Below are 17,147 nucleotides of genomic sequence, written 5' to 3'. Positions count from 1 at the left end.
TGCCCCGTGCGGGCCGCCGCATCCGGCCGTTTTTCCTTTCCTATCCGAGCGAACGATGAAAGCCCTCGACCGCATTCTCGAATCCGCGCGCCGCCAGCCGATGCGCATCGCGCTGTGCGAAGCCGACGATCCGCGCGTGCTGCAGGCCGCCGCGCGCGCAACGCGCGACGGCATCGCCCGCATCGTGCTCGTCGGCAACCGTGCGGCGATCCACGCGGCGGCCGCGCGCGACGCGATCGATCTCGACGGCATGACGCTCGTCGATCCGGCCAGCGCCGCCCAATGCGATGCCTATGCGGACGCGCTGCATGCGCTGCGCAAGAGCAAGGGCATGACGGCCGATGCCGCGCGCGACGCGGTGCTCGATCCGCTCTGCCATGCGAACCTGATGGTACGGCTCGGCGATGCGGACGGCTCGGTCGCGGGCGCCGTGCATGCAACGGCCGACGTCGTGCGCGCGGCGATCCAGCTGATCGGTGTCGATCCCGCGTTCCGGATCGTATCGAGTTTCTTCCTGATGATGCTGTGCGAACCGTTTCACACGATCAAGGGCGGACTGATCTTCTCCGACTGTGCGCTGGTCGTCGATCCGGATGCCAATCAGCTCGCCGAGATCGCGATGGCCGCCGCCGACAGCGCGCACGCGCTGCTCGGCGAGGAACCGCGTGTCGCGATGCTGTCGTTCTCGACGAGTGGCAGCGCGCATCACGCGGCGGTCGACAAGGTGACGGCCGCGACCGCGCAGGTACGCGAACTGCGCCCGGCGCTTGCGATCGACGGCGACGTGCAGCTCGACGCGGCGATCGTTGCGGAAATCGCCGAGCGCAAGATCGCGCATTCGCAGGTGGGCGGCCACGCGAACGTGCTCGTGTTCCCGAGCCTCGAAGCCGGCAACATCGGCTACAAGCTCGCCGAGCGGATCGGTCGCGCAAAGGCCGTCGGCCCGCTGCTGCAAGGCTTGCGCCGGCCCGCGAACGACCTGTCGCGCGGCTGCAGCGCCGACGACGTGTATCACGTGATCGCCGCAACCACCGTGCAGGCGCAGGCGGCCGCGCAGCGCGCCGCGACCGGCGAGGCCGCACACGCATGACAGCCGACAAACTGGCGATCCTGATCGCGGTGATCGGCGCCGGCAGCTATTTCCAGACCGTCACCGGCTTCGGGCTCGGGATGATCGTGATGGGCGCGACGAGCGGCTTCGGTCTCGCGCCGCTCGCCACCGTCGCCACGCTGATGAGCGTCGTGTCGCTCGCGAACGGCGCGACCGCGCTGCCCGGCCGGCTGCATCACATCGACTGGCGCGCGGTGGGCGCGGCGACGCTCGGCATCCTGCCGTCGGTCGTCGCGGGCGTGCTGCTGCTCGAATGCCTGAGCCGCTCGGCGGCCGACCTGCTGCAGCTCATTCTCGGCGCAGTCGTGCTGTACGGCGGCCTGAGTGCGGCGCTGCGGCCGGCGCCGCTCACCGAGCGCTCGGACAACCGCAGCTTCTTCGTCAGCGGCCTGTTCGGTGGCTTGCTGAGCGGGATGTTCGGCGTGTCGGGGCCGCCGCTGATCTTCCAGTTCTACCGGCAACCGCTGACGCTCGTGCAGATCCGCTGCGCGCTGATCGTGCTGTTTACGACGACCTCGGCCACTCGCGTGCTGTACAGCGCGTGCGAAGGCCAGCTCGATCGCGACATCTGGCTGCTGGCGGCGATCGCGACGCCGGTCGTGATGCTCACGACGGTGGCCGCGCGCCACTACCCGCCGCCGCTGTCGCCGGTCGCGCTGCGCCGGCTTGCGTTCGGCGTGCTGATGGCGATCGGCATCGGGTTGATCGCGACGTCGCTGCCGCCGCTGCTGCGCGGCGCGTGATGCCGCGCGGCGCATGCCGCAGCGAACCGGCCTGCATACGGCATTCGGTCGAGACGCGTGCGTGTTGCCGCATCCGCCTTGCAGGCCGTCGCCTGCTTCATCGCCGCGCGCCGATCCAGCGCGCGATTTCGACGAGCCGCTTCATGTCCGGCGCTGATGCAAGGTCGATCGCGAGCCGGTGCCGGTAATACGGGCCGAGATCGAGCCCGACGCCGAGCCCGAGCACTTCGACGCGGCCAGCCGCCTCCTGGCGCGCGACCACCTGCTTCAGATGGTTGTCGAGGTAGAACGGATCGTTCGCGAGCGCCGTGGCGCCGTCCATCGGGCTGCCGTCCGAGATCACGACGAGGATCCTGCGCGCCTCCGGCCGCGCCGCAAGCCGCGCGCACGCCCATTCGACCGCTTCGCCGTCGACACCCTCACGGAACAGATCGGCCTTGAACAGCGCGGCGATACCCGTGCGCGCATGCCGCCAGCGCGTGTCCGCATCCTTGAACACCAGGTGGCCGGTTTCGTTGAGCCGGCCCGGATGGCGCGGCCTGCCGCGCGAGAGCCAGTCCTGCCGCGCGCGGCCGCCGTTCCATGCGAGCGTCGTGAAGCCGAGCACTTCGGTCGCGAGACCGGCGGCATCGCCCGCGCGGGCCAGCGTGTCTACCATCAGCGCGACGCCATCGATCCACGTCTTCATCGATCCCGAACAGTCGACCAGGAACGCGAGCGCGCAATCGGCATGCGGCCGCACGCGTTCGAGCCGGAACAGCCGCCGTTCGGCCGGCGAACTGACGAGCTGCGCGAGCCGGCGGCCGTCGAGGCGGCCATGTTCCTCGCCGAACGACCAGCCGTCGGCCTGCGGCACGACGAGCGCCGCACGCAGCACACGTGCGAGCCGCGTGACGTTGATCCGCTGCGCGGTGACCTGGCCGTCGAGCCGGTCGCGGTACTCGCGCAGCAGTGCCGCGCGGATCTGCGCGGCCGGCCGGAGCTCGCGGTCGTAACGCGTCGTATAAGCACGGTAGACGGCATCGCCGCCCTGCAGCACGGCGCTGTCGCCCGTCTCCACGAGGGCCGGCAGGTCGATGCCCGTGTCGTCGAAATCGACCCACAGCGAGAAATTCGTCAGCGCATCGTCCTGCTCGCGCGCGTCTTGCGTCTCCGTTTCCACGACGGCCGCGCGCGCATCGCGAATCATCGATGCAATGCGCTTCGCAAGTGTCAACGCATGTTCCGCGAATGCGCGCTGATCGTGCCGGCACCGCTTGAGCCCCGCGAGCTGCACGCCGATCTCGGGCACGATCGCCGCGCGCGACGCTTCGATCAGGTCTTCCGTCTCCTCGAGCACGGGCCACCCCGTCAGCCGCGACCATGCGATCTGCGCGACCGTGTAAACAAGGATTCCGACATGCGTATCGGCCTGTCCCGACCGATGGAACGCGCGCGACCAGGTGTCGAAACGATGGCGCAGGTTCTGCACGACGCCGCGCATGGCGGGTGGCGCCAGCGATTCGCAGCGCAGTTGCTCGAGCATTTCGAACAGCACGCGTTCGAGCGGATCGTCGCCGGACAACGCGCGATGCAGGTCCGCATCGGAATGCAGGATGCGCAGCGCGGCGCCGTCGGCCGCGCCGCGCCACGACGCGAGATCGTCGTCGGCCGCCTGCGCGCGCAGGTGCGGCGCATGGATCGGCAGTGGCCGCAGGTCGCGACACACGCGGCCCGCACGGTAATGCAGCGCCGCGTCGCGTGTCAGTGCACGCACGGTCGACGCGCCCAGCGCTTCGCGCGCCGATGCGCGGCGCGCGGCGTCGCGATCGGCGCTCACCGCCCCGCTCCCGGCTCGCCGCCGCCGGCACGCGACGCGACCGCCAGCTCCTCGCCGAAACAGCGCTGGTAATACTCGGCGACGACCGGCCGCTCGGCGTCGTCGCACTTGTTCAGGAACGTGAGCCGGAACGCGAGCGCCGGATCGCGGAAGATCTGGCAGTTCTCGGCCCAGTTGATCACCGTGCGCGGCGACATCAGCGTCGACAGGTCGCCGGTCGCGAAGCCGTTGCGCGTCAGCTCCGCGAGGCTCACCATCGATTCGAGCAGCGGGCGGCCGGCTTCGTCCGCGAGTTCCGGCACGCGTGCGCGCACGATGCCGATCTCCTCGTCGCGCGGCAGGTAGTCGAGCGTCGCGACCACGTTCCAGCGATCCATCTGCGCATGGTTGAGCATCTGCGTGCCGTGATAGAGCCCGTTCAGGTTGCCGAGCCCCACCGTGTTCGCGGTCGCGAACAGCCGGAACGACGGATGCGGATGGATCACGCGGTTCTGGTCGAGCAGCGTGAACTTGCCGTCGCGCTCGAGAATCCGCTGGATCACGAACATCACGTCAGGCCGCCCCGCATCGTATTCGTCGAAGATCAGCGCGACCGGACGCTGCAGCGCCCACGGCACGATCCCTTCCTGGAATTCGGTCACCTGCACGTCGTCGCGCACGACGATCGCATCCTTGCCGACGAGATCGAGCCGGCTGATGTGGCCGTCGAGGTTCACGCGCACGCACGGCCAGTTCAGCCGTGCCGCGACCTGCTCGATATGCGTCGACTTGCCGGTGCCGTGCATCCCCTGCACGAGCACGCGGCGATTGCGCGCAAATCCCGCGAGGATCGCGAGCGTGACGTCCGGGTTGAAACGGTAGGCGTCGTCGATATCGGGCACGTGATCGTCGCGCGCGCTGAACGCCGGCACCATCAGGTCCGAATCGAACCCGAAGCGTTCACGGACCGACACCATGCAGTCCGGCTTGTTCGCCACCCCATCCATTGCGTTGCGCTCCTGTCGTTGCTGATCGCGCAGGCATCGATCCTCGCACCCGCGCCAGCCGTGTTTACGGAACGATTCGTTCCGTTGCCGAAAGTTCGGACCGGTTCAACGGGCCCGCTGCCCCGCGCGGCCGGCCTGCCGGGCCGTTCGGTACAATGGCCGCAGTCCAGTTTCCGGAACGCCTGCCATGCTGCCCGCGGATACGCCCACGCTGCGCGCCTTCGCGCTGCTCGAACATCTCGTCCAGGCCGGCGATGCCGTGTCGCTCGCCGATCTCGCGCGCGACGTCGATATCCCGAAGGCATCGCTGCACCGGATGCTTGCGTCGCTCGAAGCCGGCGGCCTCGTGATCCGCGAGCCGGGTCGCAAGAACGCGTACGCGATCGGCCCGCGCCTCGCGCGGCTCGGCACCGGCGTGATGCTGCATGCCGGCGCGCGCCGGCTGCGCCACGCGATCCTCGAACGGCTCGTCGCCGATCTCGGCGAAACCTGCAACCTGACCGCGCTGCACGACACGGAAGTCGTCTATCTCGACCGCGTCGAGGCCGACTGGCCACTGCGGCTCGACCTGAAACCCGGCTCGCGCGTGCCCGCACACTGCAGCGCCAGCGGCAAGCTGCTGCTCGCGCTGCTGCCGCGCGACGAGCGCGCCGCGCTGGTGCGCGCGCTGGCGCTGCCGCGCTACACCCCGAATACGATCTCGGATCCCGAACTGCTCGAAGCCGAACTCGACCGCACCGCACACAAGGGCGTCGCGATCGACAACGAGGAATTCGTCGCGGGCATCGTGTGCATCGCGGCGCCGATCGTCGGCGACAACGGCACGTGCATCGCTGCGGTCGCCGTGCATGCGCCCGTGTCGCGCGCGCCGCTGTCGCGGCTGCTCGACCACGTGCCGCGCCTGCAGGAAGCGGCCGGCGCGCTCGCTCAAACGTTCTAGTTCCCGCACGGCGTGGCGGCGCGCACGCAACGTCATGACGCGCGCTGGTAGTAGATGTTCTGCGGATGCCGCGCATCCGCGAAGAAGAACCAGCGTTCCGCGACCAGCCCCGCATACTGGATCACGAACGCGGCGCCGAGCGCGACGGCCGCCGCGACCGACGTCGGCGCGAGCGCGCCCGCGCCGGTCAGCGCGAACGGCACCGCGAACGCGCCGATCAGGAAGCCGGCCTTCACTGCCCGCAGCGTGCCGTTGCCTTGCCCGTGAAAGAACTCCCGCGTATTGAACGCGCTGGCCGTGAAGCCGCGCGACTTCTGTTCGACCTTCGCATGGCGGATCCCGGTCGCGCTCTGCACGGTCGACTTCGGCCGCAACCGGGCATTGCGCGCAAGCGACGCGAGCCGTGCCACGCCACCGGCGAGCGTCAGTGCGCACGCGGCCACGGCGAGGCGGCCGACCAGCGCCGGCGCGAGCCACGCGGCGCAAGCCGTCGCCAGCGTGCAGCCCGACGCGCAGCCGAGCAGCACGAAGTTCACGAGCGTCAGCGGGCTCGCCCATTCCTGCAGGAACCGCAGGCACGCGTAGATCATCGCGGTGCACACGAACAGCACGACACTTGCGAGCGCGCCCACCGCGCCGATCAGCAACGTGCCGGGCCAGCCGAACAGGTGTGCCGCGCCATACGCGAACGCGCACGCGAGAAACACCGGCAGCGCGATACATTCGCGTGACAGCCACGACGTGCGCCACATCGCGATCGCGCGCCATGCGCGCTCGGGGTGGCCGAGATGGAAGAACGACGCGAACAGGCCGAGCACGCCGAGCACGACCGACAGCGCGGCACCCGTCACGTAGAACGACGCAGCGATATCGACGCCCGCCGCGCGCGCAAGTGCCTCGACGGTCACGAGCGTCAGCAGCAGGCCCTGTGCGGCACCGCACAGCGTGGTGAGGAAAACGACCGAAAAGGCTGGGCGCATGGGAACTCCGTTTTTTCGTATGAATGAAGGGCCTTGCGCTCAGCGCTGCGTCGCGAGCGACACGAGATCGATGTCGCCGCGCGCCGCGCGGGCTTCGAACGACGCGTCCTCGTCACGGCCGTTCGACGCGCTGCCGCATCCGCCGCTACTCCCGCAACCGCACGACGCTTCGGTCTTCACGCGCGGCAGATAATGGTTCGACGGTCGCGTGCCCCATTCGGGCATCAGCGCATAGCCGCCGCGTTCGCGGATCGCACGCGACACGTCCGATTCGGGATCGTGCACATCGCCGAACAGCCGCGCCGACGTCGGGCAGGCGAGCACGCAGGCCGGTTTCCGGTCGCGTTCGGGCAGCGCTTCGTTGTCGATGCGGTCCGCGCACAGCGTGCACTTCGTCATCTCCTTGCGGCCTTCGTCGAGCTCGCGCGCGCCATACGGGCACGCCCACGCGCAGTACTTGCAGCCGATGCACTTGTCGTAGTCGACCAGCACGATCCCGTCCGACTTGCGCTTGTAGCTCGCGCCGGTCGGACAGACGGGCACGCACGGCGGATCCTCGCAGTGCAGGCACGATTTCGGGAAGTGGATCGTGTCGGTCATCGGGAACACACCCGCTTCGTAGGTCTGCACGCGGTTGAAGAACGTGCCGGACGGATCGTCGTCGTACGGGCGCAGATCGGCGAGACTGCCGGCTTCGCCCGACGTGTTCCATTCCTTGCAGCTCGTTACGCAGGCATGGCAGCCGACGCATACGTTCAGGTCGATGACGAGGGCCATCTGGGTCATGGTTGCGCTCCTTCGATCAGCGGTCGTCAGACTGAGGGCCGGCCGACGTCGCGCGCCGCAGCCGCGCGGCGAATGCGCCGGTTCCCGCGAAATATGCCTGCACGCGCTGCAGCACGCGCGGCGTGCCCGGCAGCGCCGGCATCGGCGCGAACTGCGGCAAGGTCGTGGCCGCATCGGCTTCGGCTGGATAGATCCGCACCTGCACGTCGTACCAGCCGGCCTGCCCCGTGACCGGATCGGAGTTCGACAGGCGTGCGCCGTCGCGCGCCGCATCCGGCAACTCGTCAGTAATCACGTGGTTCAACAGGAAGCCGCGCTGCGACTCACCCGCTTGAGGCCCGAGGTTCCACGCGCCGGCTGCCTTGCCGATCGCGTTCCAGGTCCAGACGGTGCCGGGCTCGACGGCCTCGCTGTAGCGCGCGCGACAACGCACCTTGCCCCACGGCGATTCGACGTAGATCCACGCGCCGTCGTCGATCTGCTGCGCGGCGGCCGTCACGGGGTTCACGAACAGATGGTTCTCGCCGTGGATCTGCCGCAGCCACGCGTTCTGCGAATCCCACGAGTGGTACATCGCCATCGGCCGCTGCGTGATCGCCGCGAGCGGATAGCGGCTCGCATCGGTCAGCCCGCTTTCGAGCGAGCGATGCCAGAACGGCAGCGGATCGAAATAGCGTGCGATGCGCTCGCGCAGATGATCGGGCGGCTGGCGGCCCGACGTGCGGCCCTGCGCGGCGAGCCGGAATTTCTGCATCACGTCCGAGTAGAGCTGGATCACGATCGGCACGCCGAACTTGCGCATCCCGTTGTCGACCGCCCACTGCATGTACGGGCCATTGCAGTTGCGCATGTACTGCAGCGGCTCCGGCAACCGGTGGTGGTACACGCAGTTGTTCTCCGCGTAACGCTTCCACTGGTCGGGGTTCGGCTCGCCGACGACGGCCTTGTCGCCGTCCTTGCCGCGCCAGCCGATCAGGAAGCCGGTGCCCGAATCGGGCGCGGTCTGGAAGTTGACGACGAAATCCGGATAGTCGCGGTATTTGCGCTGCCCGTCCGCCGTCGTGAAGGCCGGAAACTTCAGCCGGCTCGCGAGCTCGATCAGCACTTCCTGGAACGGCTTGCATTCGCCGGTCGGCGGCACGACCGGCACGCGTACCGAGTCGACCGGCCCGTCGAATTCGGAGATCGGCCGATCGAGCACCGACATCACGTCATGCCGTTCGAGGTAAGTCGTGTCGGGCAGGATCAGGTCGGCGAACGCCGTCATTTCAGACGCGAACGCATCGCACACGACGAGGAACGGAATCCGGTATTCGCCGTCGTCGCGCTTGTCGACCAGCATCTTGCGCACTTCCGTCGTGTTCATCGACGAATTCCACGCCATGTTGGCCATGAAGATCAGCAGCGTGTCGATCGGATAGGGATCGCCGCGCCATGCATTGGTAATGACCGAATGCATGAGCCCGTGCACCGCGAGCGGGTATTCCCACGAGAACGCCTTGTCGAGCCGCGCGGGCGTGCCGTCCGGATGGACGAACAGGTCCTCGGGGCCAGCGGGCCAGCCGAGCGGGCCCGTGGCAAGCGGCGTGTTCGGCCTGATCTGCGCCGGGTCGTTCGGCGGTTTCGCCGACGGTGGCACCGCGCGCGGATACGGCGCCTTGTGCCGGAAGCCGCCCGGCCGGTCGATCGTGCCGAGCAGCGACATCAGCACGGCGAGCGCGCGGATCGTCTGGAAGCCGTTCGAATGCGCGGCGAGCCCGCGCATCGCATGGAACGCGATCGGCACGCCCTTCACCGACGCGTGCTCCTTGCCCCACGAATCGGTCCAGCGCACCGGCAGCTCGATCGCGTGGTCGCGCGCGACCGTCTCCATCTCGCGGGCGAGGCGGCGGATCGTGTCGGCCGCGATGCCGGTGATGTCGGCCGCCCATTCGGGCGTGCACTCGGCCACCTGTTCGCGCAGCAGCGTGAACGACGGCGCGACGGGCGTGCCGTCGTCGAGCGTATAGCGGCCATCGAGCGCCGGCTCCGCGCCTTCCGTGTGATGCAGCACCGCGCGGTTCGTCTTCGTGTCCCACCACATCCGGTTCTGCGGATACAGCGCGTTGACCTCCGGCGCGCCGGCGTCGCGCACGAACAGCCCGAACGTGTCGGCGCCGTCGCGCTGGTCGACCAGCTCGGCCGCATTCGTGAAGCGCGACACGAATTCGAGGTCGAACGCGTTGCGCGCGATCAGCTCGTGCATCAACGCCATGAACAGCGCACCATCGGTGCCGGGGCGAATCGGAATCCATTCGTCGGCGATCGCCGCGTAGCCGGTGCGCACCGGATTGATCGCGATGAAGCGGCCGCCCGCGCGCTTGAACTTGCCGAGTGCGATCTTCAGCGGATTCGAATGGTGGTCTTCCGCGGTGCCGATCATGAAGAACAGCTTCGCGTAGTCGAGATCGGGGCCGCCGAATTCCCAGAACGAGCCGCCGATCGTGTAGATCATCCCGGCCGCCATGTTCGCCGAGCAGAATCCGCCATGCGCCGCATAGTTCGGCGTACCAAACTGTTTCGCGAACAGGCCGGTGAGTGCCTGCATCTGGTCGCGGCCGGTAAACAGCGCGAATCGCTTCGGGTCGGTAGCGCGCAGGTGCCCGAGGCGCTTTTCGAGCACGTCGAATGCGACGTCCCACGACACCGGCTCGAACTGCGCGTCGCCGCGCTCGGCGCCCGGCTTGCGCATCAGCGGCTGCGTGAGCCGCGCGGGCGAATACTGCTTCATGATGCCCGACGAACCTTTTGCGCAGATGACGCCCTGGTTCAGCGGATGCGCGGGATTGCCGTCGATATAGCGCACCTCACCGTCGCGCAGGTGCACGCGGATGCCGCAGCGGCATGCGCACATGTAGCACGTCGTCGTCTTGATCTCGGCCTGCTCGTCGCGCTCGCGTGCCCGATGTTCCATCGTCTGTCCTCGTTCGCGAATGAGGGCGCGCCCTGCCGGGGCGCCCCCGTGAATCGGTCATTCATGCTATGCCGGCACGCGGCCGACATAAAGTCGCATCCTCTGATCGGTGCTATCGGCAGGCCCGATAGTTGCACCAACAATCCATCGGATCGGGCCGGCAGTCGCATGCGCGAAGGCCCGGCTTGCATGCCGGGCCTTCGGCGTCATGCGTGGCCGCGCATTACCGCGGCGGATAGGCGAGCAGTTCGCTGTCGTCGAGATGCTCGCGGCGGCTGCGGCGCGTCAGCCCGTAGGCGACGACCAGCACACCGAGGCTGGCGACGCCGAGCCACAGCGGCTTGCGCTGGTCCGGGATGAACGCCATCGCGACGAGGATGCCGACCATGCCGATGATCGCAACCCAGGTCAGGTACGGGTACGCCCACATCTTGACGCGCAGCTTGCTGGCGGCCACCGGGTCGAGACGCTTGCGCAGGCGCAGCTGCGAGAACGCGATCAGCACGTACACGAACAGCGCGACGGTGCCGTACGAATTGACGAGGAACGCGAACACGGTATCGGGCGACACGTACGACATCACCACCGACACGTAGCCGAACACCGTGCCGAGCAGGATCGCGCGCACCGGCACGCCGCGCTTGTTGACCTTCGCGAGCGCGGCCGGCGCGTCGCCATGGCGGGTCAGCGCGAACAGCATCCGCGACGCCGCATAGAGGCCCGAGTTGAGGGCGGACAGCACCGCCGTCAGCACGATCGCGTTCATCACGTTGGCCGCGGCCGGCAGGCCCATCACTTCGAGTGCGCTCACGTACGGCGTGGCCATCTGATGCGAATTCCACGGTACCAGCGCGACGACGAGCGCGACCGAGCCGACGTAGAACACCAGCACGCGCGTGATCACCGAATTGGTGGCCTTCGCAACCGCTTTCGCCGGCTCCTTGGCCTCGGCCGCCGCGATCGTGACGATTTCAGCGCCGAAGTAGAACCCGGTGGCCGCGACCGCCCCGCTCATCACCGGCCCGATGCCGAGCGGCATGAAGCCGCCGTGGCCGAGCAGCGTCGGCAGCACGGCCGTCGTGTGCATCGACGCGGGCCACAGGCCGAGCACGTAGAGGCCGCCGAGGAACAGGAACACGATGATCGCGCCGACCTTGATCGACGAGAACCAGAATTCGAATTCGCCGTAGCTGCCGACCGAGATCAGGTTCGTGAGCGTCAGCACGACCAGCAGCGCCAGGCTGATGATCCACGCCGGTGTATCCGGCAGCCAGAACTGGATCAGCTTGGCGCCGGCCACCGCTTCGAGCGCGACGACGATCACCCAGAAATACCAGTACATCCAGCCGGTCAGGAAGCCCGCCATCTTGCCGGGCCCACGCCAGTTGCCGAACGCGAGCCGTGCGTATTCGTAGAACGAACCGACGGCCGGCATCGCGCAGGCCATCTCGCCGAGCATCCGCATCACGAGCACGACGAGCCCGCCCGTGATCAGGAACGACAAGATCGCGGCCGGCCCGGTTTGCTGAATCACCACACCGCTGCCGACGAACAGCCCGGCACCGATCACGCCGCCAAGCGCGATCATCGTCATGTGGCGCTGCTTGAGCCCACACTTCAGGTCACTCTGGTTCGAGGGTTGCATGTCTTCTCCATATCCAGTTGTCCGGACGCCGCCCGCTTGCCACCGTCGGGTGAGCGCGGGCGCCGCCGGCGACGGCGCGTGCAGGGGCGCCTGCAGCCCCGGCCGCACGGATTTCTGTTGCTTTTATTGTGTTGGACAGCCGGGCGCGGGTTACGTCACGCCCGGCGATGAGCACTGCGTTCAGGGCTTTTCGTCATTCCTGAAGTACGACAGGTAGAGCATCCGCTGCCCGATGCGCCGGAACGGCGCGAACGGGTGGCCAGGCAGCGGCGACGTGAAGATCGGCAGCGTCTGGCGTGCCCCCTTCCCCGCGATCTGCTCGGCCAGCCGGCGGCCGGCCTGCTGCGAGTACGACACGCCGTTGCCGCCGTAGCCGAGCGCGTAGTACACCGACTGCCGCGGGTCGGGCTGGCACACGCGCGGCATCATGTCGTGGCTGACGTCGACCCAGCCCCACCATGAATAATCGATCTCCACGCCGCGCAGCGCGGGAAACTTGCGCGCCATCCCTTCCTTCAGCAATTCCAGATGACGCGGGTTCGGCGCATCGTCGCCGGTGATCGCGCTGCGACTGCCGATCTGCAGACGGCGATCGGGCAGGAACCGGTAGTAAAAGCGCAGCGTACGCGTGTCGGTCAGCACCTGCGTCGTGCGGAAATTGCACGCGTCGATCTCCGCGTCGGTGAGCGGGCGCGTGACCATCGAGTTCGACAGGATCGGCATCACCTTGCTGCGCAGCGACGGATGCAGCGTCTGCGCGGTGTACGCGCCGGTCGCGATGCCGACCGCGCGGGCCCGCACGACGCCGCCGGGCGTGCGCAGGTGATGCACGCCATCGATCGTCTCGAAGCCGAGCACGGGGCTGCTTGTATGCACCTTCGCGCCGGCTTCGCGCGCGAGGCGCAGGTAGCCGAACGCGAGCTTCAGCGCATGGATGCCGATGCCTTCCGGCTCGTGCAGCGCGCCGGCCGCCTCGTGGTCGTTGATGAATTCGCGGCGGAAGGTTTCCGCGCTCAGCAGCTCCGACGGATAGCCGAACACGTCCTTCCACACCTTCGCCTCGGCCGCGAGCTTCGCCATGATGCGCGGACGGTGCGCGATCAGGAAATGGCCGCCCGGCTGCGGGTCGCAGTCGATTTCCGACACGAGCGACTTGAAGTGCTCGAAGCCTTCGAGGATCTCGTCGTGCATCTTCAGCGCGACGTCCTTGCCCCAGCGCTCGATCCACTGCGAGCGCGACAGCCGGCCCGACGCGTTCTGCCCCTGCCCGCCGTTGCGGCTGCTGCAGCCCCAGCTCGTGCGGTTGGCTTCGAGCACGACGGCCTTGATGCCGTGGTCCCGCGCGAGGCACAGCGCGGTCGCGAGGCCCGTATAGCCGGCGCCGATGATCGCGACGTCGACATCGAGATCGCGCGTGACGGGGCCGTCGTCGGGCGGCGGGGTGCCGGCCGTCGCGACCCAGTAGGTCGGCGCGTACTGCTTGCCGCACCCGGGCCCCGGCGACACGAGCGGATCGTAGGTCGGGTCGTAACGCGTATCGTTCGGCCGGCCGCCGGCGAAGGCGCTCGCGGTGCGTTCGATGGATGAGGTCGACATGGTCATACCTCCGACGCTGGCGTGCCCGCCGCGCCGCAACGGGCGCACGAGGCGATTCGACTGACTGATGCGGGGCGCGCGCTCGCCGCACGGGCGAATGCTGCCGACTGCGTGTTGGTCATGCCTGTCTCCTGATCGTTCTCTTCGGGTCGATCGTGTGCAGATGCTTCAATGCGGCGATCTGTCGAGGAAAGTGTAGGCAGGCCGATTTTTCACAGGTAGGGCCAGTGGACCGGATTCGCTTGGACCAGCGCGCGGGCGGCCGAGTGGCGGACAACAGCGGGCGACCGGCGGTGGGCGACGATCGGCTGCGGTCGCGGCGCGGGCGCGGCACCGCGAGGCAACCGGGACGCCGAACGGCGTGCCGCATCGGACAACCGGCTGACCGGCCGACGGCAACGGTCAGCGGCACGGACGCGGCACCGACCGACGACCGCGCCGCCGATACGACCCCGCGCCGCACCCCATCCCATCCACCCTGCCCGCCGTCACATCGCGCGCGCCGCGACGCCGGCCACGCCGCCGCGCTTCTCGATCGCCCGCGCGGACACGATCGACAGGAGTGCAGACAACATCACGTAAACCCCGACGAGCCACGGCGCCCCGCCGTTCACGCGCAGCAACGCGGTCGCGACGATCGGCGTGAGGCCGCTCGCGAAGATGCCCGACACCTGGTAGACGAACGAGATGCCCGTGTAACGCACGTTCGCGTCGAACAGCTCCGCGAACAGCGCGGCTTCGGGCCCGTACGCCATCGCGTAGAAGATCCCGAACGGGATCACCAGCGCGAGCCACACGGCGGGCAGGTTCGTCGATTGCGTCTGCAGCAGCCAGAATGCGGGCAGCACCGACAGCCCGCACAGGGTCGCGCCCCACCGGTACACACGCGCGCGGCCGAGCCGGTCCGACAGGCTGCCGAACACGGGGATGAACACGCACATCACCACCGCCGCGCTCATCACGCCGAGCAGCGCGTCGCCGCGCGAGATCGACAGGTTGCGCGTCATGTAGCCGATCGAGAACACCGCGAACACGTTGAAGAACACGCCGTCGACATACCGCGCGCCCATCCCGAGCAGGATCGCCTGCCGATAATTTCCAAGCAGTTCGACGATCGGCAGCTTCGTATCGCGCCGCTGGCGCTTGAGCGCGACGAATTCGGGCGTATCGGCCACGCGCGTGCGGATGTAGAAGCCGACCGCGACGAGCAGCAGCGATGCCGCGAACGCGACGCGCCAGCCCCACGCGAGGAACGCGGCGTCCGGCAACGCACGCGACAGCGCCGCGACCACACCGGCCGCGAGACACAGCCCGATCGCGAGCCCGATCTGCGGCAGGCTCGCATACAGCCCGCGCCGGTGCGGCGGCGCGTACTCGTAGGCCATCAGCACCGCGCCGCCCCACTCGCCGCCCAGGCCGATGCCCTGCAGCACGCGCAGCGTCAGCAGCAGCACCGGCGCCCACATGCCGATCTGCGCGTAGGTCGGCAGGAACGCGACGCCGGCCGTCGACACACCCATGATCAGCATCGTCAGGATCAGCGCGGACTTGCGCCCGACGCGGTCGCCGAGATGGCCGAACAGCAGGCCGCCGAGCGGCCGCGTGACGAAGCCGACCGCGAACGTCGCATACGCGAGCATCGTCGACACGAACGCGTCGCCGGCCGGAAAGTACTGCTTGTCGAACACGATGCCGGCGACCACGCCGTACAGGAAAAAGTCGTACCACTCGACGGTCGCGCCGATCACGCTGGCCGCGGCCACGCGTCGGACGACCCGGGAATCGATTGCCATGCGAGCTTCTCCAGGTAAGGATGCGCCGCAACCTGCCCCGGCGCCGTGCCGGCGGGGGCATCGATAAACGCGCGGCGGCCGTCCGGGCGCAGGAGCACGGGCCGCGCGGGTGGATGGGCGGCGATGCCTTACGCGAGCGCCTCGGCGGCTGGTGCAGCGCTGCGGCCGCGATCGGCCGCGCGTGCATCCTCGAGGATCATGTCGGACGCCTTCTCGGCGACCATCACGATCGGCACGTTGGTATTGCCCGATACGAGGGTCGGCATGATCGAGCAGTCGACCACGCGCAACCCGCGCGTGCCGTACACGCGCAGTCGCTCGTCGACGACCGCGAGCGGATCGCTCGCGACGCCCATTTTCGCGGTGCCGGATGGATGGAAGATCGTCTGGCCATATTCGCGGCAGAACTCGAGCAATTCGTCGTCCGTCTGCGCGTCCGCGCCCGGCCGCACCTCGCGCTTCATCAGCGGTGCCATCGGCTCGGCCGCCGCGACGCGCCGCGCGAAGCGCACGCCGGCCACCGTCGTGCGGCGGTCGCGCTCGGTGTCGAGATAGTTCGGCTGGATCGACGGCGCGTCGCGCGCATCGTCGGTGCGGATTCGCACGGTGCCGCGCGATTCGGGCCGCAGCTGGCAGATCGAATACGTGCAGCCGGGAAACGCATGCACGCTGCCGCCCGCCGAATCGGCCGACAGCGTCGAGAAATGGAACTGGATGTCGGGCGTCACCGATTCGTCCGGCAGCGCACGGCAGAACATGCCGCCCTGGTTGATGCCGATCGCGAGCGGGCCGCCGCGGAACAGCGCCCATTGCAGCCCCATCTTTGCGCGGCCGACCCACGAATGCAGTTCGTCGTTGGTCGTGATCGGCTTCGTTACTTCGTAGATCAGACGAATCTGCAGATGATCCTGCAGGTTCTCGCCAACGCCCGCGCGATCGGCGACGACCGGAATCCCGTGCCGGTTCAGCAGCGCGGCCGGCCCGACGCCCGACACCTGCAGCAGTTGCGGCGATTGCAGCGCGCCGGCCGCGAGGATCACCTCGCGCAACGCACGCACCTCGCGAACCTTGCCATGCTGGACATAGCGCACGCCGGACGCCTGCGCGCCGTCAAACAGCACCTTCAGCGCCTGCGCATCGGTTTCGACATGCAGGTTCGGCCGCCCGCGCGCGGGCTTCAGGTAGGCCACCGCCGTCGAGCAGCGCAGTCCGTTGCGCGTGGTGAGCTGGTAATAGCCGACGCCTTCCTGGTCGCCCGTGTTGAAATCGTCGACCGTGCGCACGCCGAGCCGGTTCGATGCGGCAACGAACGCATCGACGAGTTCGTGACGCTGCCGGATCACGGACGCCCAAAGCGGGCCGCCGGTGCCGCGTGTCGGCCCCTCTCCGAGCGTGTTGTGTTCGAGCCTGCGGAAATACGGCAAGCACTCGCGCCAGCTCCAGCCGCGATTGCCGAGCGCGGCCCAGTGGTCGTAGTCCTGCTGCTGCCCGCGCACGTAGATCAGCCCGTTGATCGAGCTGCAGCCGCCGAGCGTGCGGCCGCGCGGCCAGTACAGGCGGCGGTTGTGCATGTTCGGATCGGGATCGGTGTGGAAGCCCCAGTTGTACACGGGGTGGAACATCGTCTTGCCGTAGCCGATCGGCACGTGGATCCACATGTAGTTGTCGGCGGGACCTGCTTCCAGCAGGCACACCGTATGGCGGCCGCCGTCGGACAGCCGGTTGGCGAGGACGCAACCGGCCGATCCCGCGCCAACCACCACATAGTCGAAGCTGCGTGTCATACGTGTCTCCG

12 protein-coding genes are annotated in these 17,147 nt (G+C 68.6%); 3 read left to right on the top strand and 9 right to left on the bottom strand.

Annotation, left to right across the window (positions count from 1 at the left end):
* Positions 1–55: 55 nt before the first annotated feature.
* The gene (pta, locus tag LGM71_RS12130; RefSeq protein WP_226114943.1) at positions 56–1,090 is read left to right on the top strand and encodes a phosphate acetyltransferase; all 1,035 of its coding nucleotides are present in this window, start codon (positions 56–58) and stop codon (positions 1,088–1,090) included.
* Positions 1,087–1,854, top strand: coding sequence for a sulfite exporter TauE/SafE family protein (locus tag LGM71_RS12125; RefSeq protein ID WP_059598806.1), 768 nt, complete (start codon positions 1,087–1,089; stop codon positions 1,852–1,854). The genes pta and LGM71_RS12125 overlap by 4 nt, the downstream gene beginning before the upstream one ends.
* A 97-nt stretch (positions 1,855–1,951) precedes the next feature.
* Here the strand turns inward: LGM71_RS12125 and LGM71_RS12120 are convergent, their stop codons facing one another.
* Together LGM71_RS12120 and LGM71_RS12115 are read right to left on the bottom strand one after the other, a co-directional pair.
* Entirely contained in the window at positions 1,952–3,673 is a 1,722-nt protein-coding gene (locus LGM71_RS12120) for a cobaltochelatase CobT-related protein (protein WP_226114942.1), read from the bottom strand.
* The gene (locus LGM71_RS12115) at positions 3,670–4,659 is read right to left on the bottom strand and encodes an AAA family ATPase (RefSeq protein WP_151049635.1); all 990 of its coding nucleotides are present in this window, start codon (positions 4,657–4,659) and stop codon (positions 3,670–3,672) included. Before LGM71_RS12115 ends, LGM71_RS12120 begins: the two co-directional genes overlap by 4 nt.
* A 187-nt stretch (positions 4,660–4,846) precedes the next feature.
* On the opposite strand from LGM71_RS12115, the gene LGM71_RS12110 reads away from it, so the two are divergent.
* Entirely contained in the window at positions 4,847–5,599 is a 753-nt protein-coding gene (locus LGM71_RS12110) for an IclR family transcriptional regulator (RefSeq protein ID WP_226114941.1), read from the top strand.
* Between the two features lie 32 nt (positions 5,600–5,631).
* Here the strand turns inward: LGM71_RS12110 and LGM71_RS12105 are convergent, their stop codons facing one another.
* From LGM71_RS12105 to LGM71_RS12075, 7 genes are all read right to left on the bottom strand, one after another.
* Positions 5,632–6,579, bottom strand: coding sequence for a dimethyl sulfoxide reductase anchor subunit family protein (locus tag LGM71_RS12105; protein WP_226114940.1), 948 nt, complete (start codon positions 6,577–6,579; stop codon positions 5,632–5,634).
* A 39-nt stretch (positions 6,580–6,618) separates the two neighbouring features.
* A complete protein-coding gene (locus LGM71_RS12100; RefSeq protein WP_124904463.1) occupies positions 6,619–7,365 on the bottom strand; it encodes a 4Fe-4S dicluster domain-containing protein in 747 nt (248 codons plus the stop codon).
* Positions 7,366–7,381: 16 nt separating this feature from the next.
* On the bottom strand, positions 7,382–10,318 hold the full coding sequence (locus tag LGM71_RS12095) for a molybdopterin oxidoreductase family protein (protein ID WP_226114939.1): 2,937 nt from the start codon (positions 10,316–10,318) through the stop codon (positions 7,382–7,384).
* 223 nt (positions 10,319–10,541) lie between these two features.
* Entirely contained in the window at positions 10,542–11,963 is a 1,422-nt protein-coding gene (locus LGM71_RS12090; protein ID WP_059598799.1) for an amino acid permease, read from the bottom strand.
* 180 nt (positions 11,964–12,143) lie between these two features.
* Complete coding sequence (locus LGM71_RS12085) at positions 12,144–13,559, bottom strand: NAD(P)/FAD-dependent oxidoreductase (protein WP_124904469.1); 1,416 nt, start codon at positions 13,557–13,559, stop codon at positions 12,144–12,146.
* A 488-nt stretch (positions 13,560–14,047) separates the two neighbouring features.
* Positions 14,048–15,352 (bottom strand): MFS transporter, encoded by a 1,305-nt coding sequence (locus LGM71_RS12080; RefSeq protein WP_226114938.1) that lies wholly within the window; start codon positions 15,350–15,352, stop codon positions 14,048–14,050.
* Between the two features lie 128 nt (positions 15,353–15,480).
* Positions 15,481–17,136 (bottom strand): GMC family oxidoreductase, encoded by a 1,656-nt coding sequence (locus LGM71_RS12075; protein WP_226114937.1) that lies wholly within the window; start codon positions 17,134–17,136, stop codon positions 15,481–15,483.
* Positions 17,137–17,147 lie beyond the last annotated feature (11 nt).

It is taken from the genome of Burkholderia sp. AU33545, assembly GCF_020419685.1.
Lineage (GTDB): Bacteria > Pseudomonadota > Gammaproteobacteria > Burkholderiales > Burkholderiaceae > Burkholderia > Burkholderia diffusa.
The sequence above is the reverse complement of the archived record's forward strand: the minus strand, read 5'-3'. Positions and strand labels throughout refer to the sequence as shown.